The sequence below is a fragment of the Rhodovulum sp. YNF3179 genome (assembly GCF_050586465.1).
In the GTDB taxonomy this organism is placed as follows: Bacteria; Pseudomonadota; Alphaproteobacteria; order Rhodobacterales; family Rhodobacteraceae; genus CAJXYS01.
The window spans coordinates 199,470-223,825 of sequence record NZ_JBOCEG010000001.1 but is presented as its reverse complement, the minus strand read 5'-3'; the positions used below and the strand labels follow the sequence as shown (position 1 = coordinate 223,825).

The following is a 24,356-nucleotide window of genomic DNA, read 5'->3' as shown; positions in this document are numbered from 1 at the left end:
TGCGGACCACAGCCGCGCCGGGGCGTCAAGGGCCGCCGGGATCAGGTCGCGGTCTCGACAAGATGCAGGTTCACCGCCGCGAAGAAAAGCAGGCTGGCCGCGAGGACGAAACCGTGCCAGATCGTATTGTGAAACGGCAGGCTTTCCAGCAGAAAGAAGACCACCCCCACGGTGTAGAGCACGCCCCCCGTCACGATCAGCGCCAGCACCGGCCCCGAGAGGGTCCCGAGCATCGGCCAGCCCGCCACCAGCCCGGCCCAGCCCATCGCCAGATAGAGCGAGAGCGCGAGCCAGCGGTACCGCCCGGCGGCAAAGACCCGCAGCGCCGTGCCGAAGGCCGCAGCCCCCCACAGCGCCGCCAGCAGCCCGGCACCCTGCCCGGAAAGCACCGTAAAGGGCGTGTAGGTGCCGGCGATCTTCCAGTAGATGGCCGAGTGATCGAGCCGGCGCAGCACGCCTTTCCAGCCGGGCCTGGGCACCATGTGATAGAGCGCCGAGCAGAGGATCATCGCGAACAGGGTCGCCCCGTAAACCGCGGCACCCAGCACCGCCGGCAGGTCCCCGCGCAGCACCACGGCAAGCATCACCAGCGCCGGCACGCCGACCGCCACGGCGACCAGCCCGGCGACGTGGATGCCGGCATCGCTGAGCCGTTCGGCCCGGCTGTAGGCGTTTTCGGCGCGGGGGGCGAACAGCGTGCGCATGGGGCGACCCTAACCCATGGCGGCCGGCGCACCAACGCCCCTGCGCGGACGCGCCGCGTCAGGCGTTGAAGAGGAAATGCATCACGTCGCCGTCCTGAACGACATAGGTCTTGCCCTCGACGCGCATCTTGCCGGCTTCCTTGGCGCCCTGCTCGCCGCCACAGGCGACGAAATCGTCATAGGCGATGGTCTCGGCACGGATGAAGCCGCGTTCGAAATCCCCGTGGATCACGCCGGCGGCCTGCGGCGCGCGGGTGCCCCGCGAGATGGTCCAGGCGCGCGCCTCCTTGGGGCCGACGGTGAAATAGGTCTGCAGCCCCAGCAGGTCGTAGCCGGCGCGGATCATCCGGTCGAGCCCGGCCTCTTTCAGCCCGAGCTCCTCCATGAACATCTCGGCGTCCTCGGCGTCGAGCTGGCTGATCTCCTCCTCGATCCTGGCGGAGATCACCACATGCGCCGCACCTTCGGCCGCGGCCTTTTCCGCGACGCGGTCGGAATGGGCGTTGCCGGTCCCGGCCGCGCTTTCCTCGACGTTGCAGACATACAGGATCGGTTTCGACGTCAGCAGTTGCAGCATCGCCCAGGCCTTGGCGTCTTCCTGCGCCACCTCGACGGTGCGGGCCGGGCGGCCCTCTTCCAGCGCCGCCAGCGCGGCGCGCAGCAGCCGGTCCTGCTGCTGGGCCTCCTTGTCGCCGCCCTTGAGCTTGCGCACGAGCCCCTGGAGCCGCTTCTCGATGGAGTCCATGTCGGCCAGCATCAGCTCGGTCTCGATCACCTCGGCATCGGCGATCGGGTCGACGCGGCCCTCGACATGGGTAACGTCCTCTTCCTCGAAGCAGCGCAGCACATGGGCGATGGCATCGACCTCGCGGATATTGGCGAGAAACTGGTTGCCGAGCCCCTCGCCCTTGCTGGCGCCCTTCACCAGCCCGGCGATGTCGACGAAGGTCAGCCGCGTCGGGATGACCTGGCGCGACTGCGCGATTTCGGCCAGCTTCTCGAGCCGCGGGTCGGGCACGGCGACCTCGCCGACATTGGGCTCGATCGTGCAGAAGGGAAAGTTTTCCGCCTGCGCGGCCGCCGTCCGGGTCAGCGCATTGAACAATGTCGACTTGCCCACGTTCGGCAGCCCGACGATCCCGGTCTTGAAGCCCATGCTCGCATCCTCGCTTTCGATCCGCGGGCATGTAGGGTGCGGGCGCGCCCCGCGTCAAGGCGGCCATTGATTTTCCGCGCGCACTGTCGCAAACCGCGGGGGAGATCGGGCACGAGGGACGGGACATGACCAGGATCGACGACACGTTCGCGCGGCTGAAGGCCGAAGGGAAGAAAGCCTTCGTGGCCTACATCATGGCCGGGGACCCGGACTATGACACCTCGCTGGAACTGGTGAGGGGCCTGCCGGGCGCGGGCGTCGACATCATCGAACTGGGCATGCCTTTCACCGACCCGATGGCCGACGGCCCGACGATCCAGCTGGCCGGGCAGCGCGCGCTCGAGGCCGGGCAGACGCTCAGGAAGACCCTCGAGATGGCGCGAAGCTTCCGGAAGGAGGACGCGACGACCCCGATCGTGATGATGGGATATTACAACCCGATCTACAATCACGGCGTCGCGCAGTTCCTGGACGACGCGCGCGACGCGGGGATCGACGGGCTGATCGTGGTCGACCTGCCCCCCGAGGAAGACGCGGAACTCTGCATCCCGGCGCAGAATGCGGGGCTCAACTTCATCCGTCTGGCGACGCCGACGACCGACGACAGGCGCCTGCCCAAGGTGCTGCAGAACACGAGCGGCTTCGTCTACTACGTCTCGATCACGGGCATCACCGGATCGGCCGAGGCGCAGGCGGCGGATGTCGGCCCCGAGGTCGCGCGGATCAAGTCGCAGACCGACCTGCCGCTGATCGTCGGCTTCGGCATCAAGACCCCGGCGGCCGCCGAGGCGATCGCCGGCGTGGCCGACGGCGCGGTGGTCGGATCGGCCATCGTCAAGCAGATCGAGGAGCAGCGCCCGGTGGGCGAGATCCTGGATTTCGTCCGCGGCCTTGCCGACGGCGCGCACCGCGCCTGACCCGGCTCAGCCAAGCGTCACGTCGAGCATCAGCATCAGGACCAGCCCCACGGTCAGCCCGGCCGTGGCCTTGTTCTGGTGGCCGTGGCGGTGGGTTTCGGGGATGATCTCGTGACTGATGACATAGATCATCGCGCCGGCGGCAAAGGCCAGCGCCCAGGGCAGCAGCGGCTCTGACAGGGTGACGGCACCCGCGCCCACGAGCCCGCCCAGCGGCTCGACCAGGCCGGTCAGGGTGGCCACGGTAAAGGCATGGCGCCGGCTGTAGCCCTGGCCGCGCAGCGCGACGGCCACGGCAAGCCCCTCGGGCGCGTTTTGCAGCCCGATCCCGGTGGCCAGCGAAATGCCGTTGGCGACGTTCCCGCCGCCAAAGCCCACGCCGACGGCCAGGCCCTCGGGAAAGTTGTGGATCGTGATGGCGAAAACGAACAGCCAGATCTTCGCCAGCACCTCGACCTCGGCACCCTCGCGGCCCAGCAGGAAATGCTCGTGCGGGACCAGTTCGTTGAGCGCCGCCACCGCCAGCACCCCCAGCACGATCCCGCCGCCCGAGATCAGCGCGGCCACCCGGATGCTGCCATGCTGGGTTTCGCCCGCCTCGATCCCCGGCAGGATCAGCGAGAAGAACGAGGCCGCGAGCATGACCCCGGCCGCGAACCCGAGCAGCGTGTCGTTCCATCCCCGGGACATCGACCGCCCGAAAAGCACGGGCAGGGCGCCGACCCCGGTCATAAGCCCGGCCAGCAGGCTGGCGGTCACGCCGTAGAACAGGATTTCCATGCGCCGACCCTCCCGAAAGGCGCCTCCAGTGGACCGCACCGCGGGCCCGGTCGCAAGCACCGCGCCGAAATGCACATTGCCAGGTCCGGGCCGGATTGGTAATGCAATTTGACCAATACCGCCGAAGGATCGCCCCATGCCCGTCATTACCAGCATCGACGACCTGCACCGCCTGTATGCCCGGCGCGCGCCCAAGATGTTCTACGACTACACCGAGTCGGGCAGCTGGACCGAGCAGACCTTCCGCGACAACATCTCGGATTTCTCGGAGATCCGGCTGCGCCAGAAGGTGGCGGTCGACATGTCGGGGCGCTCGACCGCGACGACGATGGCCGGGCGGGAGGTCTCCATGCCGGTGGCGCTGGCGCCGGTCGGGCTGACGGGCATGCAGCACGCCGACGGCGAGATCAAGGCCGCCCGCGCGGCCGAGAAATTCGGCGTGCCCTTCACGCTGTCGACCATGTCGATCTGCTCGATCGAGGACGTGGCCGAGCACACGGACACCCCGTTCTGGTTCCAGCTCTACGTGATGAAGGACGAGGATTTCCTGCGCGACATCCTGCGCCGCGCCAGGGACGCGGGATGCGACACGCTGGTGCTGACACTCGACCTGCAGATCCTCGGCCAGCGGCACAAGGATCTCAAGAACGGCCTCTCGGCCCCGCCGAAGCTGACCATCCCGACCATGCTGGACCTGGCCACGAAATGGCGCTGGGGTCTCGGCATGCTGGGCACGAAGCGCCGCAAGTTCGGCAATATCGTCGGCCATGCCAAGGGTGTCTCGGACACCTCGTCGCTGATGTCCTGGACGGCCGAGCAGTTCGACCCGCAACTCGACTGGAAGAAGGTCGAACGGATCATGGACATGTGGGACGGCAAGGTGATCCTGAAAGGCGTCCTCGACCCCGAGGATGCGAAGATGGCCGCGAAGACCGGCGCCGCGGCGATCATCGTCTCGAACCACGGCGGCCGGCAGCTCGACGGGGCGCTCTCGTCGATCCGGATGCTGCAGCCGATCCTCGACGCGGTCGGCGACGATGTCGAGGTTCACATGGACGGCGGCATCCGCTCGGGCCAGGACGTGCTGAAGGCCGTCGCCATGGGCGCGCGCGGCACCTACATCGGACGCGCCTTCGTCTATGGGCTCGGCGCGATGGGCGAGGCCGGCGTCACCCGGGCGCTCGAGGTGATCCACAAGGAACTGGACACCTCGATGGCGCTTTGCGGTGAACGGCAGATCGCCGACATGGGACGCGACAACCTTCTGATCCCGCACGACTTCACCGGCCGCTGGGCCTGACGCCCGACCGCCCCGGGCACGCGGCCCCACCCGATCGCCGGCACCGGCGCGGTGCTGCCCGACGGCGCGCGTTTTCCCCTTTCCAAGCCGTCGAATCTGCCCTATACGCTGCGCTTCATGCGGGCATGCACCCTTGGAGGATGTCCGTTGTTCGAAAATTTATCAGGAGTGCCAAGATGGCTGGACAGATCCCAGATCTGAACGCCACGGTACGGACGGGGACAGGCAAGGGGGCCGCTCGTCAAGCCCGCCGTGAGGGTCTCGTACCGGGTGTCGTTTATGGTGGTGGCGCAGATCCGCTGCCGATCAACATCAAATACAACGAGCTGTTCAAGCGGCTGAAGGCCGGACGCTTCCTTTCGACCCTCTTCAACCTGAAGGTCGACGGCGAAGAAGACGTCCGCGTGATCGCCCGCAACGTGCAGCGCGACGTGGTCAAGGACCTGCCGACCCATGTCGACCTGATGCGGCTGCGCCGCACCTCGCGCATCAACCTCTTCATCCCGGTCGAATTCGTGGGCGAGGAAGAGTGCCCCGGCCTCAAGCGTGGCGGCGTGCTGACCGTGGTGCGCCAGGAAGTCGAGCTGAAAGTGACCGCCGGCGACATCCCGGAAAAGCTGGTCGCGGACCTCAACGGTCTCGACATCGGTGACACGGTCACGATCTCGATGATCGACCTGCCGCAGGGCACCCGTCCGATGATCACCGACCGCGACTTCGTCATCGCCAACATCTCCGCGCCGTCGGGCCTGAAGTCCGACGAGGCCGAAGAGGGCGAAGAGGAGACGCCGGAAACCGAGGTGATCGGCGAAGAGAAGCCGGAGGCCGAGGAAGAGAGCGAGGACTGAGTCCCGCCTTTCCGAACCGGATCGAGGGCGCGGGCGCGAAAGCCCCGCGCCCTTTTTCGTCGCGACGCCGTCCGGGACGGCGACCGCCGGACGGCAGACCGCGCCCCGGGCACGTTGCATCCCCGGTACCGCGCCAATATCCTCTGCCCATCAGAACGCGACGACGACCGAGGACATTAGCGTGCGACTCTTCGTGGGGCTCGGCAATCCGGGGCCGAAATACGCGGGCAACCGGCATAATATCGGCTTCATGGCCGTGGACCGGATCGCCGAGGATCACGGCTTCGCGCCGTGGCGCTCGAAGTTCCAGGGCCAGGTGACCGAGGGGCGGCTCGGCGGCGAGAAGGTCGTGCTGCTGAAGCCCGAGACCTTCATGAACCGCTCCGGCCAGTCGGTGGGCGAGGCACTGCGTTTCTTCAAGCTCGCCCCCGGGGACGTCGTCGTCTTTCACGACGAGCTGGACCTTGCGCCGGGCAAGGCACGCGTCAAGCAGGGCGGTGGACATGCCGGCCATAATGGCCTGCGCTCGATCCATCAGCATATCGGCGCGGATTACGCCCGCGTGCGGCTCGGTATCGGGCATCCGGGGCACAAGGATGCCGTTTCGGCCTATGTCCTGAACGATTTTGCAAAGGCCGACAGGGACTGGCTGGACGATCTGCTCCGCGGCATCAGCGACGGCGCCGCGGCGCTGGCCGCGGGCGATGGCGGGCGCTTCATGAACGCGGTGGCGCTGCAAACCGCGCCGGCCCGCAGCTCGGGCGACGGCGGCGGCAAGGCCGGACCCGCCGCCCCGGCGTCCAGGCCGGACCCGGCGCCCGCGCCGGAACCGGAAAGCGACGCCCGCTCGCCCCTGCAGAAGCTCGTCGACCGTTTCCGGTGACCCCGCGGCGGGCGTTCCGCAGCCAGGCCGCGGCCTGTGCCCGGCTCGGCTCGCCCTTCATGGCGCGACTGCTCGGCCTGCTCTGCGAGATGCTCGACCGCGACACCGCGCTCGGCGCGCGGATCCTCGATTGGCCGGGCGATACGGGACCGCATGGCGACTCGGTTCCGCTCCGGCTGGCGGGCGCGCTGCACGCGCTCGTGCTCGACGGGACCGCGCCCGACCTGGCGGCGGTCTACCCGCCCCGGGATCGCACGGTCGACGACGCGAGCTTGCGCGCGATCCTGGCGGACAGCATGGCGCGGCACGCCTCCCGCCTGCTCGCCTGGCTCGATCAGCCGCCCCAGACCAACGAGGTGCGCCGCAGTGCCGCGCTGATCCCGGCCTTCCACCTGCTGGCCGGGCAATACAAGACACCGCTCGTGCTGTCGGAACTCGGGGCCAGCGCGGGTCTCAACCTTTTCTGGGACCGCTACCGGCTCGACCTGGGAACCGCCGCCTACGGTCCGGCGGACTCGCCGGTGATCCTTGCGCCGGGCTGGACCGGGACGCCCCCTGCCCCGGCGCGGATCGAGGTGGCGGAGCGGGCCGGCGCCGACCTGCGCCCACTCGACGGGGCCAAGCCGGAGGACCGGCTGCGCGCGCTGGCCTATCTCTGGCCGGACCAGCCCGACCGGATCGCGCGGACGCGGCGGGCGCTCGACCTGCAAGGCTTGTCAGGCGCCCCGGTGACCCGCGCGGACGCCATCGACTGGCTGCGCGGGCGGCTGGCCGCCCGGCGGCCCGGCCATCTCCACGTGGTCTATCACAGCATCGCCTGGCAGTACTTCCCGCCCGCGGCCCGCGCGGCGGGGCGCGCGCTGCTGGCCGAGGCGGGGGCGGAGGCCAGCGCCGACGCGCCGCTGGCGCATCTGGAACTGGAAAGCGACGGGCGGGCCGAGGGCGCCGCGCTGCACCTGACCTGCTGGCCGGGCGGGCGGCGGCGACGGCTCGGCCGGGTGGATTTCCACGGCCGCTGGGTGCGTTGGTCCGGGGTCGGGTCCGGGCACGGCGCACGGCGCCCTTGAACCCCGGCACGATCGCGTTAGCCTCGGCCCATGAGCATTGAACGCGCCCCCTCGATCAACGTTCTCGGCGAAGAGCTGGAACCCTGCTCCTCGGACCCGATGACCGGGTTCTTCCGCAACGGCTGCTGCGACACCGGGCCGTCGGACAGGGGCAGCCACACGGTCTGCGCCGTCATGACGGCGGAGTTCCTGGCCTATTCGAAATACGTGGGCAACGATCTCTCGACGCCGCGGCCCGAATTCGGCTTTCCGGGGCTGAAGCCCGGCGACCGCTGGTGCCTCTGCGCGGGGCGGTTCCTGCAGGCGCATGACGAGGGCTGCGCGCCGGACGTTCACCTCGGGGCGACACACGAGGCCGCGCTGGACATCGTGTCGATGGATATCCTGCGCCGCTACGCCACCGATGCCGCCGGCTGAGCCGCGCGGTCCACCAGCCCGTCCCCCATCAGTTCCTCGACGAAAAGGCTCAGCAGCTGTGCGCGCCCGCTGACCTCGGCCTTGCGGTAGATCGCGTTGGTCTGCGCCTTGACCGTACCGGCGCTGGTCTCGCGCAACTCCGCGATCTCGGAGGTGGAGAGCCCCTTGATGACGAACAACGCGACATCGCGCTCGGCCGGGGTCAGCTGCCAGTCGGCGAAACGCTCTTCCAGGATTTCCATGAACGCCCCCGAGGCCGCGCGCAGCTCGGCCTCGACTTTCTGGCGGCGCCGGTTCGTCCGGCTGAGCGCCACCGCCCCCAGGAAAAGGCCCAGCATAAGCCCGAGCGCCGCGCCGATCTCCAGCAGCTCGCGCGTCTGCCAGCTGATCGGCTGGGCACGCACCCCGATCACCCCGAGCAGAATGTCGGAAATGAAGAAAACGGCGCAGGCGAACTGCAGCAGGTAGATGGGCCAAAGCAGAAAGCGGCTTTTCACATCTTCACTCCACCCTGCGCCGTCAGGCCGTCCCGGCGGCTTGCGGTTCAATCATCATCGTCCGAGTCGCCGCCGCCGTCGTCGGAGTCGCCGCCATCGTCGGAGTCGTCACTGTCGTCGGAGTCGTCACTGTCATCGGATCCGTCACTGTCGTCGGAATCGTCACTGTCGTCGTCAGCCTCGTCGTCGCTGTCGTCACGGTCGTCGTCGTAGCGATCATCATCATCGTCGTCGTACCGGTCGTCGTCGTAGCGATCATCGTCGTCGTCATCCGCGGTTGGATCGAACAAGAGGCCGTCCGCGTCGTCGTCGTCGTCGTCGTCATCCGTGCCGCGCCAGTAATCTCTCAGGATCTCCCCCGTCCGGGTATTGAGAATCAGTTCCCGCCAGAGCGTGTCGCTGGTCGCGACGATCCGGGTCCGCCCAAGCCAGGTCCGCGAGATGCGAATCTCGTCGAACCCCTGCTGCTGCAGCTGCGCGACGATGGGGTCATAGGCTTCGTCCGCATGCGCCGGGCCACCCAGCGTCAGTGCCGCGGCGACGAGACAGGCAGTCAAGGCAGATTTCATCACTATGCAATCCTAGGCCGGGATCAAAGGGCGCCGCCCCCAGTCTATACCAATGGACCGGGGGCGGCACTTCTTAGTGTAACCTGTGGGGCTCAGTCGTCATCCCCGTCGTCGTCGTCGCCGTCATCGTCGCCGCCGTCGTCGTCGCCGCCATCATCGTCGTCGCCGTCGTCATCGTCACCGTCGTCGTCGTCGCCGCCGTTGTCGTCGTCATCGTCGCGGTCATCATCGTCGAAGCGATCATCGTCGTCGTCATCATCGTCGTCATCGTCGACGGGCTCGCTTTCCGTGGCGATGACATTGCCCGCGGCATCGAAATAGGTCTCGATCTCCATGCCGTTCTCGATGCGCTCTTCCTTGCGGCCGGTCACGTTGCCAGCCGCGTCGTAGTAGGTTTCCGTTTCGACGCCGTTCTCGGTCGTCTCCACCTTCTGCACGATGCCGTTCTCGTCGTAGTAGACCTCGCGCTCGAACCCGGCACTGCTGACTTCTTCCTTCATGATGGTGCCATCGGCGCCGTAGGTCCGTTCAGTCTCGACACCGTTCTCCGTGCTCTCTTCCTTGAGCAGGACGCCCTGCCGGTTGAACGTCCGCTCGAGCTTGCGGCCGTTGGCGTCGGTCGCTTCCAGTTCGAAGCGCATCCCGAGGAACCCGCGATCCACCTCGACGCGCGAGAAGCCCGCGGCGCCGAATTCCTGGGCTTTTTGCTGGATCAACTCGTCGAGGCTGCCCTGCTGTGCGAGCGCCGTGCCCGACATGAGGGCCGCGGTGGCCGAGAGGGCGATGAAGCTCTTGATATGCATCTGTCGTTCCTTTCCTGTGGACGTATCCCTGCCGCGTGCAGGTCACGTCCCGAAGACAGCGCAAAACAGAACCCCGGCCCATTGGACCGGGGTTTAATCCGCCGCCGATAAACCCGCGGCGAACGGGCATAAACCGAAGTTTATGCGGTTCCGCCCATATCGACGCCCAGCGCCTTGGCCACCGTGAAGATGTCCTTGTCGCCCCGGCCGCACATGTTCATGACGATGACGTGGTCGGACGGCAGCTCGGGGGCGATCTTGGTCACATGGGCCAGCGCGTGGGACGGCTCCAGCGCCGGGATGATGCCCTCCGTCTCGCAGGACAGCTGGAACGCCTCCAGCGCCTCGGCATCGGTGACCGAGACGTATTTGGCCCGGCCGATATCATGCAGCCAAGAATGCTCCGGGCCGATGCCCGGGTAGTCGAGCCCGGCCGAAATCGAATACCCCTCGAGGATCTGGCCGTCCTCGTCCTGAAGCAGATAGGTCCGGTTGCCATGCAGCACGCCGGGACGCCCGCCGGTCAGGCTGGCGCAATGCTCCATCTTGTCGTTGACGCCCTTGCCACCGGCCTCGACACCGATGATCGAGACCTCCGCATCGTCGAGGAACGGGTAGAACAGGCCCATCGCGTTCGACCCACCGCCGATCGCGGCGATGATCGTGTCGGGCAGGCGCCCCTCGGCGGCCATGATCTGCTCTTTCGTCTCCTTGCCGATGATCGACTGGAAGTCGCGCACCATCGCCGGATAGGGATGCGGCCCGGCGACCGTGCCGATGCAGTAGAAGGTGTCGCGGACATTGGTCACCCAGTCGCGCAGCGCGTCGTTCATCGCGTCCTTCAGCGTGCCGCGTCCCGACGTCACCGGCACCACCTCGGCGCCGAGAAGCCGCATGCGGAACACGTTGGGCGCCTGGCGCTCGACGTCATGGGCGCCCATGTAGACCACGCATTTCAGCCCGAACTTGGCGCAGACGGTCGCGGTCGCGACGCCGTGCTGCCCCGCGCCGGTCTCGGCGATGATGCGTTCCTTGCCCATCCGGCGCGCCAGCAGGATCTGGCCCAGCACGTTGTTGATCTTGTGCGCGCCGGTGTGATTGAGCTCGTCGCGCTTCATGTAGATCTTCGCGCCGCCCAGGCGCTCGGTCAGGCGCGCCGCGTGGTAGAGCGGGCTCGGCCGGCCCACGTAATGGGTCCAGAGATCATCCATCTCGGCCCAGAAGGACGGGTCGTCCTTGGCGCGCTCGTATTCGGCCTCCAGCTCGAGGATCAGCGGCATCAGCGTCTCGCTGACGAACCGCCCCCCGAAAATCCCGAACCGGCCCTGATCGTCGGGGCCGGAGCGGTAGGAATTCGGAAGATCGTCTGGCATCTCACTCTCCCTTTGCGGCCCTGACGAAGGCCACCATTTTCTCCGCATCCTTTTCCCCCGGCGCGCTTTCCACGCCCGAGGACACGTCCACCTGCCGCGCGCCCGTCAGCCGGATCGCCTCGGCAACGTTGGCGGCGTCGAGCCCGCCGGCCAGCATCCACGGCACCGGCCAGCGCACATCCGCGATGAGCCGCCAGTCGAAGGGCAGCCCGTGCCCGCCGGGCACCTCTGCCCCTTTCGGCGGCTTGGCATCCACCAGCAGCTGGTCGGCGACGCGCCCATAGGGCGCGATCTGCGCCAGGTCGGCCGCGTCGGCGATGCCGATCGCCTTCATCACCGGGAGGCCGGACCGTTCGCGGATCGCGGCCACGCGTTCGGGGCTTTCCGAGCCGTGGAGCTGCAGCATGTCCAGCGGCACCCGCGCGGTGATCGCATCGATATCGGCGTCGCTGGCATCCACGATCAGGCCGACCTTGCAGATGCCCTCGGGCACCGGGCCAGCCAGCTCCGCGGCCTCCGCGATGCTCAGGTGGCGCGGCGACTTGGCGAAGAAGACGAAGCCAAGGTAGCTCGCCCCCGCGAGGAGCGCGGCGGGAATATCGGCGCTGCTGGTCAGGCCGCAGATCTTGACGCGGATTTCATCTGTCATGCCGTCAGCTTCTGCCCGATCCGGCCGGATCACTCAAGCAGCGCGAGCACGTCGTCCTTGCCGTCCGCCTTTTTGTCGCGGAGCGACTTCACCTCGCGCTCGAGCTCGCGGGCGTGGCGACGCTCGCGCGCGGCCTCGCTGCGGTGCTTGTGTTCGCGGAACCACTCCCAGACGAAGCCGATCACCAGCCCGGCCAGCACACCGCCGAGGACGACCAGGAACAGCGGCATGGTCACGGAGGTGCCGAAAGGCAGGAAGGCGGCCATTTCCTCGGGCAGGAGACGCAGGGTCACCGGGTGGCGGTTGGCCAGCGCCACGGTCAGAAGCAGGATGCCGACGACGGCCAGGAAGGCCAGGCGGAGATAGCGCATGTGTTCAGTCCTGTGGGCTCAGCCGCCGTTGAGGCGTTCGCGAAGCAGTTTGCCGGTCTTGAAGAAGGGAACGCATTTGGCCTCGACATGGACGGCCTCGCCGGTGCGCGGGTTGCGCCCCGTGCGCGCGTCGCGCTGCTTGACCGAGAAGGCGCCGAAGCCACGCAACTCGACCCGGTTGCCTTCGGCCATGGCGTCGATGATCTCTTCGAAAATCGTGTTCACGATACGCTCGACATCGCGTTGGTAGAGGTGGGGGTTTTCATCGGCGATCTTCTGAATGAGTTCAGAGCGTATCATGCAGCGGTGTCCCCCTCGTTCCATTCGGCGCGCCCGCGCCGGGCCCGGTTTTGTCCAACTATAGTCGGAAACCCGGGGTGCTGGAAACAGGAAGCCACCCCGGCGATGCGGATTTGACGCGCTAAGTCGCTGAAATCCGGCTCTATTGGCAAGCAGTTCCGGAAATCGGGCATACGCCGCCGCAAGAGGCGGGGCGCGTCGGGCGCGGCCGGGCGGCGCGGCGGGGCTGATTCGGCGCCCCGAAAGCGAAAGGGGCGGCCCGGCGGGCCGCCCCCTGCAATGTCCTCGATCGATACCGCCGATGGCGGATCAGTCGTCGTCCTGCTTGTTGAGCGCGGCCCCAAGGATATCGCCGAGCGAGGCACCGGAGTCCGACGAGCCGTATTGCTGCACGGCCTCTTTCTCTTCGGCGATCTCGCGCGCCTTGATGCTGAGCCCCAGACGGCGCGACTTGGCGTCCACGTTGGTCACGCGCACGTCCACCTTGTCACCCACCTGGAAGCGCTCGGGGCGCTGCTCGGCACGGTCGCGGCTCAGATCGGACCGGCGGATGAAGGACTTCATGCCCTCGTGCTCCACCTCGATGCCGCCATCCTCGATCGCGGTCACGGTCACGGTGATGATCGAGCCGCGCTTCACGCCGGCGACGGCATCCTGGAACGGGTCGCCCTCGAGCGCCTTGATGGAGAGCGAGATACGCTCCTTCTCGGTGTCGACCTCGGTGACGACGGCCTTGACGACGTCGCCCTTCTTGTACTCCTGGATCGCCTGCTCGCCAGCCATGTCCCAGCTCAGGTCGCTCAGGTGCACCATGCCGTCGATGTCGTTGTCGAGACCGATGAACAGACCGAACTCGGTGATGTTCTTGACCTCGCCCTCGACCTCGGTGCCGACCGGGTGAGTCTCGGCGAAGACTTCCCACGGGTTGCGCATGGTCTGCTTGAGGCCGAGCGACACCCGGCGCTTGGCCGTGTCGATCTCGAGCACCATGACGTCCACTTCCTGGGAGGTGGACACGATCTTGCCCGGATGGACGTTCTTCTTGGTCCAGGACATCTCGGAGACGTGCACCAGGCCTTCGACGCCCGGCTCCAGCTCCACGAAGGCGCCGTAGTCGGTGATGTTGGTGACGCGGCCGGTATGCACGGTCCCGATCGGGAACTTCGCCTCGACATTGGTCCAGGGATCCTCCTGGAGCTGCTTCATGCCGAGCGAGATACGGTGCGTTTCCTTGTTGACCTTGATCACCTGCACCTTGACCGTCTCGCCGATCGAGAGGATCTCGGAGGGGTGGTTGACGCGGCGCCAGGCCATGTCGGTGACGTGCAGCAGGCCGTCCACACCGCCGAGATCCACGAAGGCCCCGTATTCGGTGATGTTCTTGACCACGCCGTCGACCACGTCGCCCTCGTTGAGCTTGGCGATGACCTCGGCGCGCTGCTCGGCGCGGGACTCTTCCAGGATGGCGCGGCGCGAGACCACGATGTTGCCGCGGCGGCGGTCCATCTTGAGGATCTGGAAGGGCTGTTTGAGACCCATGAGCGGGCCGGCGTCGCGCACGGGGCGCACGTCGACCTGGCTGCCCGGCAGGAAGGCCACGGCGCCGCCGAGATCGACGGTGAAGCCGCCCTTGACCCGGCCGAAGATCGCGCCCTCGACGCGGGCGTCGTCGGCATAGGCTTTTTCGAGGCGGTCCCAGGCTTCCTCGCGGCGGGCCTTGTCACGGCTGATGACGGCCTCGCCACGGGCGTTTTCGACGCGCTCGAGATAGACCTCGACCTCGTCGCCCGGTTCGATCTCGGGCGCTTCGCCCGGGCTCGCGAATTCCTTGAGATCGACACGGCCTTCCATCTTGTAGCCGATGTCGATGATGGCCTGGCCCGCCTCGACGGCGATGACCTTGCCCTTGACGACCGCGCCTTCGCTCGGCGTGTCGATCTCGAAGCTTTCTTGCAGGAGGGCTTCGAATTCCTCCATCGATGCGTTAGCAGACATTCAGTTCGTTTCCTTTACAGTCAGTCTTTTTCCGGCCTGGCGGTTGTCTCCGCCGGTCTTGGGTTGGTCAGGTCAGGTGGTCCACTAAACAATCAGGGCCGGTGATTATCCCCGACCCTGCTCGATCCGTTCTTCAACGGCGTTGACCGCCTCTTCGACGGCTGCTTCTATAGACAACTCCGTCGTGTCGAGCAAGACCGCTTCTTGCGCGGGCCGCAACGGCGCCGCGTCCCGCGCGGCATCGCGCGCGTCGCGTGCCTTGAGGTCTTCCAGAACCGCCGCGCGGGTGGTGTCGTGCCCCCCGGCCACCAGTTCCAGGTAGCGCCGTTCGGCCCGGACCGCGTCGCTCGCCGTGACGAACAGCTTCAGCTCCGCGTCGGGGCAGATCACGGTGCCGATGTCACGCCCGTCCAGCACCGCGCCGCCGTCGCGCGCCGCGAAATCGCGCTGGAAGTCCAGCAGCGCCTGGCGCACCTCGGGGATCGCGGCCACGACGCTGGCCGCCTGCGCGACCGCGGGCGTGCGCAGGTCGTCGCGCTTCAGGTCCGCCGGATCGAGCGCGCGGGCCGCCGCGATGGCCGTCGCGGCGTCGATCTCGCCGCCCGCCGCCCCGTCGAGCGCGCGGCGCCCGACCGCGCGGTAAAGCAGCCCGGTATCCAGATGGGCAAAGCCGAAGCGCGCGGCCACGGCCCTCGAGATCGTGCCCTTGCCGGCCGCGGCCGGGCCGTCTATCGCGACCGTGAACCTCATGCCTCGGCGCGCGCAATATCGGCGCCGAGCCCCTGCATCAGCGGCTCGAAGACCGGGAAGCTGGTGGCGATCGGTCCGCCGTCATCGACCGTCACCGGCTTCCGCGCGGCCAGCCCGAGGCAGAGGAAGGACATCGCGATCCGGTGGTCGAGCCGGCTTGCGCAGGTCGCGCCGCCCGGCACGCCGCCCGGCCCCATGCCGTGCACGATCAGCGTGTCCTTTTCCTCCTCGACGGTCACGCCACAGGCCTCGAGCCCGCGGGCCATCGCGTCGATCCGGTCGCTTTCCTTGACCCGCAGCTCGGCGATGCCGCGCATCACGGTCTTGCCCTCGGCGCAGGCCGCGACCGCCGCGAGGATCGGGTACTCGTCGATCATCGAGGGCGCGCGCCCGGGCGGCACCTCGATGCCGGCAAGCGCCGAGAACCGCGCGCGCAGGTCGGCCACGGGCTCGCCGCCCTCGACCCGCTCGTTCTCGAAGACGAGATCGGCGCCCATCTCGCAAAGCGTGGTGAAAAGGCCCGCGCGCGTCGGGTTCAGGCCGATATTCGGCACCAGAACGTCCGAGCCCTCGACGATCAGGGCGGCCGCCACCGGGAAGGCCGCGCTCGACGGGTCGCGGGGCACAACGATTTCCTGGGGCTGCAGCTCCGGCTGCCCGGTCAGGGTGATGACACGCCCCTCCGGCGTGTCCTCGGCCCCGATCCCGGCCCCGAAGCCCGCCAGCATGCGCTCGGTATGATCGCGTGTCGCCTCGGTCTCGATGACCACGGTCTCGCCCGGCGCGTTGAGCCCGGCCAGCAGCACCGCGGATTTCACCTGCGCGGACGGGACCGGCACGGTGTAGCGCACCGGCACCGGCGTGACCGCGCCTTTCAGCGTCAGCGGCAGCCGCCCGCCGGCGCGGCCATGCGCCTCCGCCCCGAAAAGACGCAGCGGATCGGTGACCCGGTTCATCGGCCGCGCCCGCAGGCTCGCATCGCCGGTGAAGGTGGCGGAGATGGGCGAAGTGGCCATCGCCCCCATGATGAGCCGCACCCCGGTGCCGGAATTGCCGCAATCGATCACGTCCGCGGGCTCGGCGAAGCCGCCGACGCCCACGCCGTGCACCGTCCAGGCGCCCGCGCCCGTCCGGGTCACCTCGGCGCCGAAGGCCCGCATCGCCTTGCCGGTATCGAGCACGTCCTGCCCTTCCAGCAGGCCGGTCACCCGGGTCTCGCCCACCGACAGCGCGCCAAGGATCAGCGCCCGGTGGCTGATCGACTTGTCGCCCGGCACCTCGGCCACCCCCATCAGGGGCCCGGCGCGGCGGGCCGTCATCGGAATCGGATCACCATGTGCTGACATCTGCACCCTCGAAAAGTCTCGGTCCCGGGCGAGGCTTAGCGAAAGCGCCGCGGGCGGTCCACCGCCAATCGGGACCTCAGCGGCGCCGGAAGGTCAGGTAGTGGGGGACGCGCCCCTCGCGCAGCGCCTTCTGCTCGTAACGCGTGGACATCCAGTCGTCCCACGGCTCTCGCCAGTCGGCGGGGCGTTCTGCAAGCCAGTCGAAGCCATGGCGCGGCACCTGCTCCAATGCCTGGCGCACGTAGTCGGGAATATCGGTCGCCACGCGCAGAACCGCGCCCGGCTTCATCACGCGGGCCAGCGGCACGAGGTATTCCGGCGTCACGAACCGGCGCCGGTGATGCTTCTTCTTCGGCCACGGATCGGGATACAGCAGGAAGACCCGGTCGAGACTCGCCGCGGGCAGCACGTCGAAGAGATCGCGCACGTCGCCGGGATGCACCGCCAGGTTCTCCACGCCGGCCGCGCGGATCTTGCCCATCAGCATGGCGACGCCGTTGATGAAGGGCTCGCAGCCGATGATGCCGACCCCGGGGGTCCCGGCGGCCTGGTGCACCATGTGCTCGCCGCCGCCGAAACCGACCTCCAGCCAGACCGGGCGCCCCCCGAAGAGCGCGCCCAAGTCGAGTGGCCTGCGATCGGGGTTCGCGTCCCAGTCGACCCCGCGCAGCGCGAAGGTCTCGAGATCCTCGAGATAGGCGCGCTGCGCCGGCCTTAGCTGCTTGCCGTGGCGGCGGCCGTAGAAGTTCCGGGTCACCGGCCGGCGCGCCGCACCGTCTCCGCTCATGCGCGTCCCCATTTCGCTCGCCCGGGTCCAAGTGGCGGAAATATCCCCGCCGGAGGCATGATTCCGCCGCGCAGCGGCCTCAGACGGCCGCCTTCAGCTCGGCCACGAGATCAGTCTTTTCCCAGCTGAAGCCACCGTCATCCTCGGGCTTGCGCCCGAAATGGCCATAGGCCGCGGTGCGCTGGTAGATCGCGCGGTTGAGCGCGAGGTGCTCGCGGATGCCGCGGGGCGTCAGGTCCATCACCTGGCGCAGCGCGGCCTCGATCCTTTCCTCGGCCAGCGCGCCGGTGCCGTAGGTGTCCACGTAGACCGACAGCGGCTTGGCCACGCCGATCGCGTAGGACAGCTGGATCGAGCAGCGCGCCGCCATCCCCGAGGCGACGACGTTCTTGGCCAGGTATCGCGCCGCGTAGGCCGCCGAGCGGTCCACCTTGGTGGGATCCTTGCCGGAAAAGGCGCCGCCGCCATGGGGTGCCGCCCCGCCATAGGTGTCGACGATGATCTTGCGCCCGGTCAGGCCGGCGTCGCCGTCCGGCCCGCCGATCACGAAGGCGCCGGTCGGGTTCACCCACCATTCGGTCTCGGGCAGGAGCCATCCCTCGGGCAGGGTCGCGCGGATATGCGGCTCGACGATCTCGCGCACCTGTTCAGAGGTCAGCGCCGGGTCCATGTGCTGGGTCGAGAGCACCACCGAGGTGATGCCGACCGGGCGACCGTTCTCGTAGCGCACGGTCAGCTGCGATTTCGCATCGGGGCCGAGCCGGTCTTCCGCGCCGCTCTTGCGCAGTTCGGCGAGGCGTTTGAGGATCGCGTGCGAGAACAGGATCGGCGCCGGCATCAGCTCGGGCGTTTCATCGCAGGCATAGCCGAACATGATGCCCTGGTCGCCCGCCCCGTCCTTGTCGACGCCCTGCGCGATATGCGCCGATTGCGCGTGCAGGTAATTGTCGACATGCAGGTTGGCCCAGTGGAAACCCTCCTGCTCGTAGCCGATATCGCGCACGCAGTCGCGGGCGATCTCCTCGACCCGGCGGATGACCTCGCCGGGGCCGCGCACCTCGCCCCCGATCACCACGCGGTTGGTCGTCGCGAACGCCTCGCAGGCGACGCGGGAATGCGGATCCTCGGCGAGGAAGGCATCCAGCACGGCATCGGAGATCCGGTCGCAGACCTTGTCCGGGTGGCCCTCGGACACCGACTCCGAGGTAAAGATGTAGTTCTGACGCGGCATGGGAAGTGCTCCATTAAAAAGTCCCGTCACGCCAGGAAGCCGTTGTGACGGGCAATGCGACCTGGGTTACTGAGCCTGGCGCCGGGCGTCAATCCAATACTGCGCGCCGCCGCCGCGCGCCGAGCCCCGCGAGCCCCGCCAGCAGCACCGCCAGCACCGGCCAGTCCGGCCAGCGGCTGTAAGGCGTCGGCGCCAGGCGGCCGGGAAGGCGGGCATCGAGATGGCCCGCCTCGCCGAGCGGCAGCGCGGCGGTGACGCGCCCATGCGCGTCGATCACCGCCGAAACGCCGGTATTGGCCGCGCGCAGCATCGGCAGGCCCTGCTCGATCGCGCGCACCCGCGACTGCGCGAGATGCTGATAGGGCCCGGCGACGCGCCCGAACCACGCGTCGTTGGTGATGTGCACGAGCACGTCCGGCCGGTCCGGCGCGCCGAACACGTCCTGTGGAAAGACGGCCTCGTAGCAAATGAGCGGCAGCACCCGGCCCAGCCCGGGGATCTCCAGCAGCTCCGGCCCGGGACCGGGGACGTATCCCCCGCCGACCCGGCTGGCGATCCCGTAGAGCCCAAGCTTCGCCAGCTGCGAGTCGAAGGGCAGGTATTCCCCGAAGGGCACGAGATGATGCTTGTCATAGAGCGCCGAGGGCGCGGCGCCCTCGGCGATCACGGCGAGGCTGTTGTGATACCCCGCATCGCTTCGGCGTTGCGCCCCGAAGATCAGGGCCGGCGCAGCCCCGGCCGCCGCGCGCATCTCTTCGATTGCCGGTTCCGCGCCGTTCAGCAGCCACGGCATCGCGGTTTCGGGCCAGATGACCACGTCCGGGGGCGTGTCCGACGGGGCGGCGGTCAGGTCGAGCGCGCGGTCGAAGAAGACCGGGATCATGTCGCGACGCCACTTGAGATGCTGCGCGGCATTGGGCTGCACGAGCCGCACCTGGGTCTGCGTCGCCGGCGCGCGCTCCGCCAGCCGCACCGTCCCCGCGGCCCAGGCCGCCCCCAGAACCGCCAGGGCGAGCCCGGCTGCCGCGCCGCCCCGTCGCGACCAACCGGCGGCCGCCGGCAGGGCCACGGCCAGCAGCGTCACCAGGCCAACCCCGTGAACGCCGGCATAGGCGGTCAGCTGGATCACCGGGGTCTCGGTCCAGACATAGGCCGGCAGGGCCCAGGGAAAGCCCGTCAGCACATAGGCCCGAAGGATCCCCGCCAGCGTCAGGGTCAGCGCCATCGCCAGCGCGCGGCTGGCCTGTCCGGTGCCAAGGCGGTGCGCGATCCAGGCGGCGGCGCCCCAGAACATCGCCATGCCCCCCGCCATGCCGACCAGCGCGAAGGGCGCCATCCAGCCATGGCGCGCCAGGTCCACCATGAAAGGCTCGACGATCCAGAACAGCGTGCCGGCGAAATAGGCGCAGCCCGCCGCCCACCCGCGCCAGAGCGCGGCCCGGGCGTCCGGCGCCGTGGCCACGAGCCAGATCGTCAGCGCAAGGCCCGGCAGGGCCAGGACCGGCAGCGCCACCGGCACATGCCCCGCCGCGCCGGCCAGCCCGGCCAGCGCCGCAAGTGCCAGCGCGCGGCGCGGCGAGAGCGCGCGCCGCGGCACGGCGGAGGCGCCGCCTGCGCCCACGCTTATTCCGCGGGATGGGGGTTGAGCCGCACGCGCACCCGCTTGATCCGGCGGGCATCGGCGTCGACGATCTCGAACTCCGCGCCGGCGGGATGGCGGATCACCTCGCCCCGGCCCGGCACGCGGCCCGTCAGCACGAAGACGAGCCCGCCCAGCGTGTCGATCTCTTCCTCGTCGTCCTCATCGACCAGCTTGAGGCCGGTTTCGGCCTCGAACTCGTCGAGCGGAGTGCGCGATTGCGCAAGATAGACGCCGGGCTTCTCGAGAAGCCAGAACTTGTCCTCGTCGATGTCGTGTTCGTCGCTGATCTCGCCGATGACCTGCTCGATCAGATCCTCGATCGTCACCAGCCCGTCCACGCCGCCGTATTCGTCGATCACCAGCGCCATGTGGCGCCGGTCGCTCTGCATTTTCTGCAGCAGCACCCCGATCGGCATCGAGGGCGGCGCGAACAGGAGCGGGCGCACCATGGTCTTGAGATCGAAATTGCCGCCGCCCTTGCCGTTGAAGCCGTGGCGCAGCGCCAGGTCCTTGAGGTGGATGAGCCCCACCGGCGTGTCGAGCGTGCCGTCATAGACCGGCAGCCGGGTCAGGCCGCTTTCGCGGAAGACCTCGACCAGTTCCGGCAGGCCGATGTCCTGCGGCACCGACACGATCTCGGCGCGCGGCAGCGCCACGTCCTCGACCCGCATCTGTCGGAGATTGCCCATGCCGCCGCGCGGCACCTGCAGGTTCCCGAGCTCGTCGTGATGGTCATGGCCGTCCGCGGCGTCTTCGTCCTCGCCGCCGAATGCACCGAAAAGCCTTTCGAAAAGGCCCTTTTCCTTGTTTTCTTCCGTATCCTGCGCGCCCTGCGCCGCGCTAGAGGATCCGTCGGTCGTCTCGCCCATCTCTCTTTCCAACACAAAAACCCGAACGCGTCGGGCCCGTTCAATATGGGTCCGCCACCCCGAGCGTTGCAAGGGCGCGGCGTTCCACCCCCTCCATCAGGAGGGCATCTTTTTCAGATATGTGATCATAGCCCAACAAATGAAGGGTTCCATGCACAAGGAGATGCCGGCAATGATCCGCGACCGCCTTGCCCTGCGCCGCGGCTTCGCGGGCGACGGTGTCATAGGCGATCGCGATATCCCCGAGATGCGTGCGCGCGTCGAACGGGTCGGCGGCAGGACCCGGCGGCACCGCGCCCGGCGCGTCCGCGACCAGGTGCTGCGCCGGCCAGGACAGCACGTTTGTCGGGCGCGCCCTGTCCCGGAAATCGGCGTTCAGGGCCGCGATGCGGCCATCGTCGCAGGCCAGCAGCCCGATCTCGAAGCCGGCCGGATCGTATCCGCATTCTCGCAGGGCCGCGGCGCAGGCCTGCGCGGCGAGCGCCTCGAGATCCGTGGCCGTCCAGCGGTCATCCTCGACAACCGCGTCGACGAGATCATCCATCGCCGCCGAGATCCCGGTCATAGGCGTCGATGATCTTGGCCACCATCGGGTGGCGCACCACGTCGCGGGACGAGAAATAGGTGAAGGAAATGCCGTCGACCGCGCGCAGGATGCGCTCGGCCTCGGCCAGCCCCGAGGACATGCCGCGCGGCAGGTCCACCTGGCTGCGGTCGCCGGTGATCGCCATGCGCGACCCCTCGCCCAGGCGCGTCAGGAACATCTTCATCTGCATCGCGGTGGCGTTCTGGGCCTCGTCCAGCACCACGAAGGCATTGGACAGCGTCCGGCCGCGCATGAAGGCCAGCGGCGCGATCTCGATGCGCTTCTCCTCCATCAGCTTGGCCAGTTGCTTGCCGGGGATGAAGTCGTTCAGCGCATCGTAGAGCGGCTGCATGTAGGGATCGACCTTCTCCTTCATGTCGCCGGGCAGGAAGCCCAGCCGCTCGCCGGCCTCGACCGCGGGGCGCGACAGGATGATCCGGTCCACGTGGCCATCGATGAACATCGACACCGCGACCGCCACGGCGAGGTAGGTCTTGCCGGTCCCCGCCGGCCCGATACCGAAGCACAGCTCGTGCGAGAAGAGCGACTCGACATAGGCCTTCTGGGTCTGGGTGCGCGGCTCGATGACCTTCTTGCGGGTCTTCACCTCGACCTTGCCGCCCTGGAACATCTCCAGCTGGTCGCCGTCGCGGCTGCCGGTCTCCGCGTAGCTGTCACCGAAGCGGATCGCCGCGTCGATATCGGCCGGATCCACGGGCCGCCCCTGTTCGAGCCGGTGGTAGAGCGCCTGCAGCACGTCGACCGCCTGGCCGCGGGCCTCCTCGTCGCCGAGCACCCCCAGCTGGTTGCCGCGGCGCAGGATCTGCACCTCGAGCCGATCCTCGATCTGGGCAAGGTTCCGGTCGAATTCTCCGCAGAGATCGATCAGCAATCGGTTGTCAGGAAATTCCAGAGCCGTCTCGCGGACGTCTTCGGGGATCTGCGGGGGGGTCAGGGCGCTTGTCGCCAAGAACGGCTCCGTTCCAGAGTTTCTGCTCTTTCAAGGTGCCAACTCCGGGACATCCAATCAAGAGGCATGGGCAAACTTCATCTTGCCGACACAGAGCCGGGCGGCGGGGCGGGCGCGGGCCGGCTCAGAGCGCGAGTTCGCCGGCCAGCGAATGCGGTTCGGCGCGCAGGATGCGGACAGGGGCGATGCGGCCGATCATCTCCGGCGCAGCCTGGGCATGGACGGCGTGCAGGTAACCCGACTTGCCCACGAGTTGACCCTCGAGCCTGCCGGGCTTCTCGAACAGCACGTCGAGCGTCCGGCCCACCATCGACTCCTGCGCGGCGCGCGCCTGCTCGTTCAGAAGCGCCTGCAGCCGCTGGAGCCGCTCGGATTTCCGATCCTCCGGGACCTCCTCCTGCTCTGCCGCGGGCGTGCCCGGGCGCGCGGAATACTTGAACGAGAACGCCTGCCCGTAGCCGACGGTCTCGACCAGGGCGAGGGTGTCGCGGAAATCCGCCTCCGTCTCGCCGGGGAAGCCGACGATGAAATCGCCCGAGAGCAGCAGGTCCGGCCGCGCGGCGCGGATGCGTTCGATCAGGCGGATATAGCTCTCGGCGGTATGCTTGCGGTTCATCGCCTTGAGAACGCGGTCCGAGCCCGACTGCACCGGCAGATGCAGGTAGGGCATCAGCTTGTCGCAGTCGCCATGGGCGGCGATCAGGTCGTCCTCCATGTCGTTGGGATGCGAGGTGGTGAAGCGGATGCGCTCCAGCCCGTCGATCTCCGCCAGTGTCCGGATCAGCCGCGCCAGCGACCAGTCGCGCCCGTCCGGCCCCTCGCCGTGATAGGCGTTGACGTTCTGGCCCAGCAGCGTGATCTCGCGCACGCCGCGCGCGACCAGGTCGCGGGCCTCGCGCAGGATGCGGTCCACCGGCCGGCTGACCTCGGCGCCGCGGGTATAGGGCACGACGCAGAACGCGCAGAACTTGTCGCAGCCCTCCTGCACCGTCAGGAAGGCGGTGGGGCCGCGCCTGGCCTTGGGACGATCCTTGAGGATCTCGAACTTGTCTTCCTCGGGGAAGTCGGTGTCGAGCGCCTTCTCGCCGGCGCGGGCCTTCGCCTCCATCGCGGGCAGGCGGTGATAGCTTTGCGGGCCGACGACAAGGTCGACCAGCGGCTGGCGCCGCATGATCTCCTCGCCCTCTGCCTGGGCCACGCAGCCGGCAACGCCGATCTTGAGATCCGGCTTCTCGGCCTTCAGCCCCTTGAAGCGCCCCAGCTCGGAATAGACCTTCTCGGCGGCCTTCTCGCGGATATGACAGGTGTTCAGCAGGATCATGTCCGCATCGTCGGCGCGATCCGTGGTCGCGTAGCCCGAAGCGCCCAGCGCCTCGGCCATCCGCTCGCTGTCATAGACGTTCATCTGACAGCCATAGGTCTTGATGAAGAGTTTCTTCGGCTCGGCCATCGTCGGTATCCTGTCGCGCGTTCAAGGCCGGCGGTCTACACGATGCGGACTGGACCCGCAACGCCCCGCCGGGCCGATTCCCCCCGATCCGGCGAT

26 protein-coding genes and 1 riboswitch are annotated in these 24,356 nt (G+C 68.4%); of the genes, 6 read left to right on the top strand and 20 right to left on the bottom strand.

What is annotated here, in order from left to right:
* Positions 1 to 41: 41 nt before the first annotated feature.
* Both trhA and ychF read right to left on the bottom strand, forming a co-directional pair.
* The gene (gene trhA, locus ACQ5SP_RS01180) at positions 42 to 704 is read right to left on the bottom strand and encodes a PAQR family membrane homeostasis protein TrhA (protein WP_430935579.1); all 663 of its coding nucleotides are present in this window, start codon (positions 702 to 704) and stop codon (positions 42 to 44) included.
* A 58-nt stretch (positions 705 to 762) separates the two neighbouring features.
* Positions 763 to 1,860: a redox-regulated ATPase YchF gene (gene ychF, locus ACQ5SP_RS01175; RefSeq protein WP_430935577.1), complete on the bottom strand. Its 1,098-nt coding sequence runs from the start codon at positions 1,858 to 1,860 to the stop codon at positions 763 to 765.
* Positions 1,861 to 1,985: 125 nt separating this feature from the next.
* Here ychF and trpA point away from each other — a divergent pair, with 125 nt between their 5' ends.
* Positions 1,986 to 2,777, top strand: coding sequence for a tryptophan synthase subunit alpha (trpA, locus tag ACQ5SP_RS01170; protein ID WP_430935575.1), 792 nt, complete (start codon positions 1,986 to 1,988; stop codon positions 2,775 to 2,777).
* 6 nt (positions 2,778 to 2,783) lie between these two features.
* Here the strand turns inward: trpA and ACQ5SP_RS01165 are convergent, their stop codons facing one another.
* Positions 2,784 to 3,557, bottom strand: a complete 774-nt coding sequence (locus ACQ5SP_RS01165) for a ZIP family metal transporter (protein WP_430935573.1) — start codon at positions 3,555 to 3,557, stop codon at positions 2,784 to 2,786.
* 136 nt (positions 3,558 to 3,693) lie between these two features.
* On the opposite strand from ACQ5SP_RS01165, the gene ACQ5SP_RS01160 reads away from it, so the two are divergent.
* From ACQ5SP_RS01160 to ACQ5SP_RS01140, 5 genes are all read left to right on the top strand, one after another.
* Positions 3,694 to 4,857 (top strand): alpha-hydroxy acid oxidase, encoded by a 1,164-nt coding sequence (locus ACQ5SP_RS01160; RefSeq protein ID WP_430935571.1) that lies wholly within the window; start codon positions 3,694 to 3,696, stop codon positions 4,855 to 4,857.
* A 176-nt stretch (positions 4,858 to 5,033) separates the two neighbouring features.
* Positions 5,034 to 5,705 (top strand): 50S ribosomal protein L25/general stress protein Ctc, encoded by a 672-nt coding sequence (locus ACQ5SP_RS01155; protein WP_430935569.1) that lies wholly within the window; start codon positions 5,034 to 5,036, stop codon positions 5,703 to 5,705.
* Between the two features lie 181 nt (positions 5,706 to 5,886).
* Positions 5,887 to 6,588 (top strand): aminoacyl-tRNA hydrolase, encoded by a 702-nt coding sequence (pth, locus tag ACQ5SP_RS01150; RefSeq protein ID WP_430935567.1) that lies wholly within the window; start codon positions 5,887 to 5,889, stop codon positions 6,586 to 6,588.
* Positions 6,585 to 7,655 (top strand): DUF2332 domain-containing protein, encoded by a 1,071-nt coding sequence (locus tag ACQ5SP_RS01145; protein WP_430935565.1) that lies wholly within the window; start codon positions 6,585 to 6,587, stop codon positions 7,653 to 7,655. Before pth ends, ACQ5SP_RS01145 begins: the two co-directional genes overlap by 4 nt.
* A gap of 30 nt (positions 7,656 to 7,685) precedes the next feature.
* Complete coding sequence (locus tag ACQ5SP_RS01140) at positions 7,686 to 8,072, top strand: DUF2237 family protein (protein ID WP_430935563.1); 387 nt, start codon at positions 7,686 to 7,688, stop codon at positions 8,070 to 8,072.
* On the opposite strand, the gene ACQ5SP_RS01135 is transcribed toward ACQ5SP_RS01140, so the two are convergent.
* The 17 genes from ACQ5SP_RS01135 to miaB all read right to left on the bottom strand — a co-directional run bounded on the left by ACQ5SP_RS01135 (position 8,048) and on the right by miaB (position 24,260).
* Positions 8,048 to 8,569 carry a helix-turn-helix transcriptional regulator gene (locus tag ACQ5SP_RS01135; protein WP_430935561.1) on the bottom strand — a complete coding sequence of 174 codons (522 nt, stop codon included), beginning with the start codon at positions 8,567 to 8,569 and terminating at the stop codon, positions 8,048 to 8,050. The genes ACQ5SP_RS01140 and ACQ5SP_RS01135 overlap by 25 nt on opposite strands.
* Before the next feature lie 47 nt (positions 8,570 to 8,616).
* Complete coding sequence (locus ACQ5SP_RS01130; protein WP_430935559.1) at positions 8,617 to 9,138, bottom strand: hypothetical protein; 522 nt, start codon at positions 9,136 to 9,138, stop codon at positions 8,617 to 8,619.
* A gap of 92 nt (positions 9,139 to 9,230) precedes the next feature.
* On the bottom strand, positions 9,231 to 9,941 hold the full coding sequence (locus ACQ5SP_RS01125) for a hypothetical protein (RefSeq protein ID WP_430935557.1): 711 nt from the start codon (positions 9,939 to 9,941) through the stop codon (positions 9,231 to 9,233).
* A gap of 140 nt (positions 9,942 to 10,081) precedes the next feature.
* Positions 10,082 to 11,314, bottom strand: coding sequence for a tryptophan synthase subunit beta (gene trpB / locus ACQ5SP_RS01120; RefSeq protein WP_430935555.1), 1,233 nt, complete (start codon positions 11,312 to 11,314; stop codon positions 10,082 to 10,084).
* 1 nt (position 11,315) lies between these two features.
* Entirely contained in the window at positions 11,316 to 11,963 is a 648-nt protein-coding gene (locus tag ACQ5SP_RS01115) for a phosphoribosylanthranilate isomerase (RefSeq protein ID WP_430935553.1), read from the bottom strand.
* A gap of 29 nt (positions 11,964 to 11,992) precedes the next feature.
* Positions 11,993 to 12,334, bottom strand: coding sequence for a LapA family protein (locus ACQ5SP_RS01110; RefSeq protein WP_430935551.1), 342 nt, complete (start codon positions 12,332 to 12,334; stop codon positions 11,993 to 11,995).
* A gap of 18 nt (positions 12,335 to 12,352) precedes the next feature.
* The gene (gene ihfB / locus ACQ5SP_RS01105) at positions 12,353 to 12,634 is read right to left on the bottom strand and encodes an integration host factor subunit beta (protein WP_430935549.1); all 282 of its coding nucleotides are present in this window, start codon (positions 12,632 to 12,634) and stop codon (positions 12,353 to 12,355) included.
* Positions 12,635 to 12,943: 309 nt separating this feature from the next.
* Positions 12,944 to 14,629 carry a 30S ribosomal protein S1 gene (gene rpsA / locus ACQ5SP_RS01100; protein ID WP_430935547.1) on the bottom strand — a complete coding sequence of 562 codons (1,686 nt, stop codon included), beginning with the start codon at positions 14,627 to 14,629 and terminating at the stop codon, positions 12,944 to 12,946.
* A gap of 105 nt (positions 14,630 to 14,734) precedes the next feature.
* The gene (gene cmk / locus ACQ5SP_RS01095; RefSeq protein WP_430935545.1) at positions 14,735 to 15,379 is read right to left on the bottom strand and encodes a (d)CMP kinase; all 645 of its coding nucleotides are present in this window, start codon (positions 15,377 to 15,379) and stop codon (positions 14,735 to 14,737) included.
* Positions 15,376 to 16,725, bottom strand: coding sequence for a 3-phosphoshikimate 1-carboxyvinyltransferase (gene aroA, locus ACQ5SP_RS01090; RefSeq protein ID WP_430935543.1), 1,350 nt, complete (start codon positions 16,723 to 16,725; stop codon positions 15,376 to 15,378). The genes cmk and aroA overlap by 4 nt, the downstream gene beginning before the upstream one ends.
* Before the next feature lie 76 nt (positions 16,726 to 16,801).
* Positions 16,802 to 17,512: a tRNA (guanine(46)-N(7))-methyltransferase TrmB gene (gene trmB / locus ACQ5SP_RS01085; RefSeq protein ID WP_430935541.1), complete on the bottom strand. Its 711-nt coding sequence runs from the start codon at positions 17,510 to 17,512 to the stop codon at positions 16,802 to 16,804.
* 79 nt (positions 17,513 to 17,591) lie between these two features.
* Positions 17,592 to 18,743 carry a methionine adenosyltransferase gene (gene metK / locus ACQ5SP_RS01080; RefSeq protein WP_430935539.1) on the bottom strand — a complete coding sequence of 384 codons (1,152 nt, stop codon included), beginning with the start codon at positions 18,741 to 18,743 and terminating at the stop codon, positions 17,592 to 17,594.
* A gap of 6 nt (positions 18,744 to 18,749) precedes the next feature.
* Positions 18,750 to 18,797, bottom strand: a riboswitch (SAM-SAH riboswitch).
* Positions 18,798 to 18,831: 34 nt separating this feature from the next.
* Positions 18,832 to 20,364: an apolipoprotein N-acyltransferase gene (lnt, locus tag ACQ5SP_RS01075; protein WP_430935537.1), complete on the bottom strand. Its 1,533-nt coding sequence runs from the start codon at positions 20,362 to 20,364 to the stop codon at positions 18,832 to 18,834.
* Between the two features lie 2 nt (positions 20,365 to 20,366).
* Entirely contained in the window at positions 20,367 to 21,254 is an 888-nt protein-coding gene (locus ACQ5SP_RS01070) for a transporter associated domain-containing protein (RefSeq protein WP_430935535.1), read from the bottom strand.
* Between the two features lie 40 nt (positions 21,255 to 21,294).
* Positions 21,295 to 21,819 (bottom strand): rRNA maturation RNase YbeY, encoded by a 525-nt coding sequence (gene ybeY, locus ACQ5SP_RS01065; protein WP_430935533.1) that lies wholly within the window; start codon positions 21,817 to 21,819, stop codon positions 21,295 to 21,297.
* The gene (locus ACQ5SP_RS01060; RefSeq protein ID WP_430935531.1) at positions 21,791 to 22,810 is read right to left on the bottom strand and encodes a PhoH family protein; all 1,020 of its coding nucleotides are present in this window, start codon (positions 22,808 to 22,810) and stop codon (positions 21,791 to 21,793) included. Before ACQ5SP_RS01060 ends, ybeY begins: the two co-directional genes overlap by 29 nt.
* 124 nt (positions 22,811 to 22,934) lie before the next feature.
* Complete coding sequence (miaB, locus tag ACQ5SP_RS01055) at positions 22,935 to 24,260, bottom strand: tRNA (N6-isopentenyl adenosine(37)-C2)-methylthiotransferase MiaB (protein ID WP_430935529.1); 1,326 nt, start codon at positions 24,258 to 24,260, stop codon at positions 22,935 to 22,937.
* Positions 24,261 to 24,356 lie beyond the last annotated feature (96 nt).

What these genes read in the sequence shown, in the direction of transcription:
- trhA (WP_430935579.1), bottom strand. Translation starts at nt 704, where the DNA reads ATGCGCACGCTGTTCGCCCCCCGCGCCGAAAACGCCTACAGCCGGGCC.
- ychF (WP_430935577.1), bottom strand. Translation starts at nt 1,860, where the DNA reads ATGGGCTTCAAGACCGGGATCGTCGGGCTGCCGAACGTGGGCAAGTCG.
- trpA (WP_430935575.1), top strand. Translation starts at nt 1,986, where the DNA reads ATGACCAGGATCGACGACACGTTCGCGCGGCTGAAGGCCGAAGGGAAG.
- ACQ5SP_RS01165 (WP_430935573.1), bottom strand. Translation starts at nt 3,557, where the DNA reads ATGGAAATCCTGTTCTACGGCGTGACCGCCAGCCTGCTGGCCGGGCTT.
- ACQ5SP_RS01160 (WP_430935571.1), top strand. Translation starts at nt 3,694, where the DNA reads ATGCCCGTCATTACCAGCATCGACGACCTGCACCGCCTGTATGCCCGG.
- ACQ5SP_RS01155 (WP_430935569.1), top strand. Translation starts at nt 5,034, where the DNA reads ATGGCTGGACAGATCCCAGATCTGAACGCCACGGTACGGACGGGGACA.
- ACQ5SP_RS01140 (WP_430935563.1), top strand. Translation starts at nt 7,686, where the DNA reads ATGAGCATTGAACGCGCCCCCTCGATCAACGTTCTCGGCGAAGAGCTG.
- ACQ5SP_RS01130 (WP_430935559.1), bottom strand. Translation starts at nt 9,138, where the DNA reads ATGAAATCTGCCTTGACTGCCTGTCTCGTCGCCGCGGCACTGACGCTG.
- ACQ5SP_RS01125 (WP_430935557.1), bottom strand. Translation starts at nt 9,941, where the DNA reads ATGCATATCAAGAGCTTCATCGCCCTCTCGGCCACCGCGGCCCTCATG.
- trpB (WP_430935555.1), bottom strand. Translation starts at nt 11,314, where the DNA reads ATGCCAGACGATCTTCCGAATTCCTACCGCTCCGGCCCCGACGATCAG.
- ACQ5SP_RS01115 (WP_430935553.1), bottom strand. Translation starts at nt 11,963, where the DNA reads ATGACAGATGAAATCCGCGTCAAGATCTGCGGCCTGACCAGCAGCGCC.
- ACQ5SP_RS01110 (WP_430935551.1), bottom strand. Translation starts at nt 12,334, where the DNA reads ATGCGCTATCTCCGCCTGGCCTTCCTGGCCGTCGTCGGCATCCTGCTT.
- ihfB (WP_430935549.1), bottom strand. Translation starts at nt 12,634, where the DNA reads ATGATACGCTCTGAACTCATTCAGAAGATCGCCGATGAAAACCCCCAC.
- rpsA (WP_430935547.1), bottom strand. Translation starts at nt 14,629, where the DNA reads ATGTCTGCTAACGCATCGATGGAGGAATTCGAAGCCCTCCTGCAAGAA.
- cmk (WP_430935545.1), bottom strand. Translation starts at nt 15,379, where the DNA reads ATGAGGTTCACGGTCGCGATAGACGGCCCGGCCGCGGCCGGCAAGGGC.
- aroA (WP_430935543.1), bottom strand. Translation starts at nt 16,725, where the DNA reads ATGTCAGCACATGGTGATCCGATTCCGATGACGGCCCGCCGCGCCGGG.
- trmB (WP_430935541.1), bottom strand. Translation starts at nt 17,512, where the DNA reads ATGAGCGGAGACGGTGCGGCGCGCCGGCCGGTGACCCGGAACTTCTAC.
- metK (WP_430935539.1), bottom strand. Translation starts at nt 18,743, where the DNA reads ATGCCGCGTCAGAACTACATCTTTACCTCGGAGTCGGTGTCCGAGGGC.
- ACQ5SP_RS01070 (WP_430935535.1), bottom strand. Translation starts at nt 21,254, where the DNA reads ATGGGCGAGACGACCGACGGATCCTCTAGCGCGGCGCAGGGCGCGCAG.
- ybeY (WP_430935533.1), bottom strand. Translation starts at nt 21,819, where the DNA reads ATGACCGGGATCTCGGCGGCGATGGATGATCTCGTCGACGCGGTTGTC.
- miaB (WP_430935529.1), bottom strand. Translation starts at nt 24,260, where the DNA reads ATGGCCGAGCCGAAGAAACTCTTCATCAAGACCTATGGCTGTCAGATG.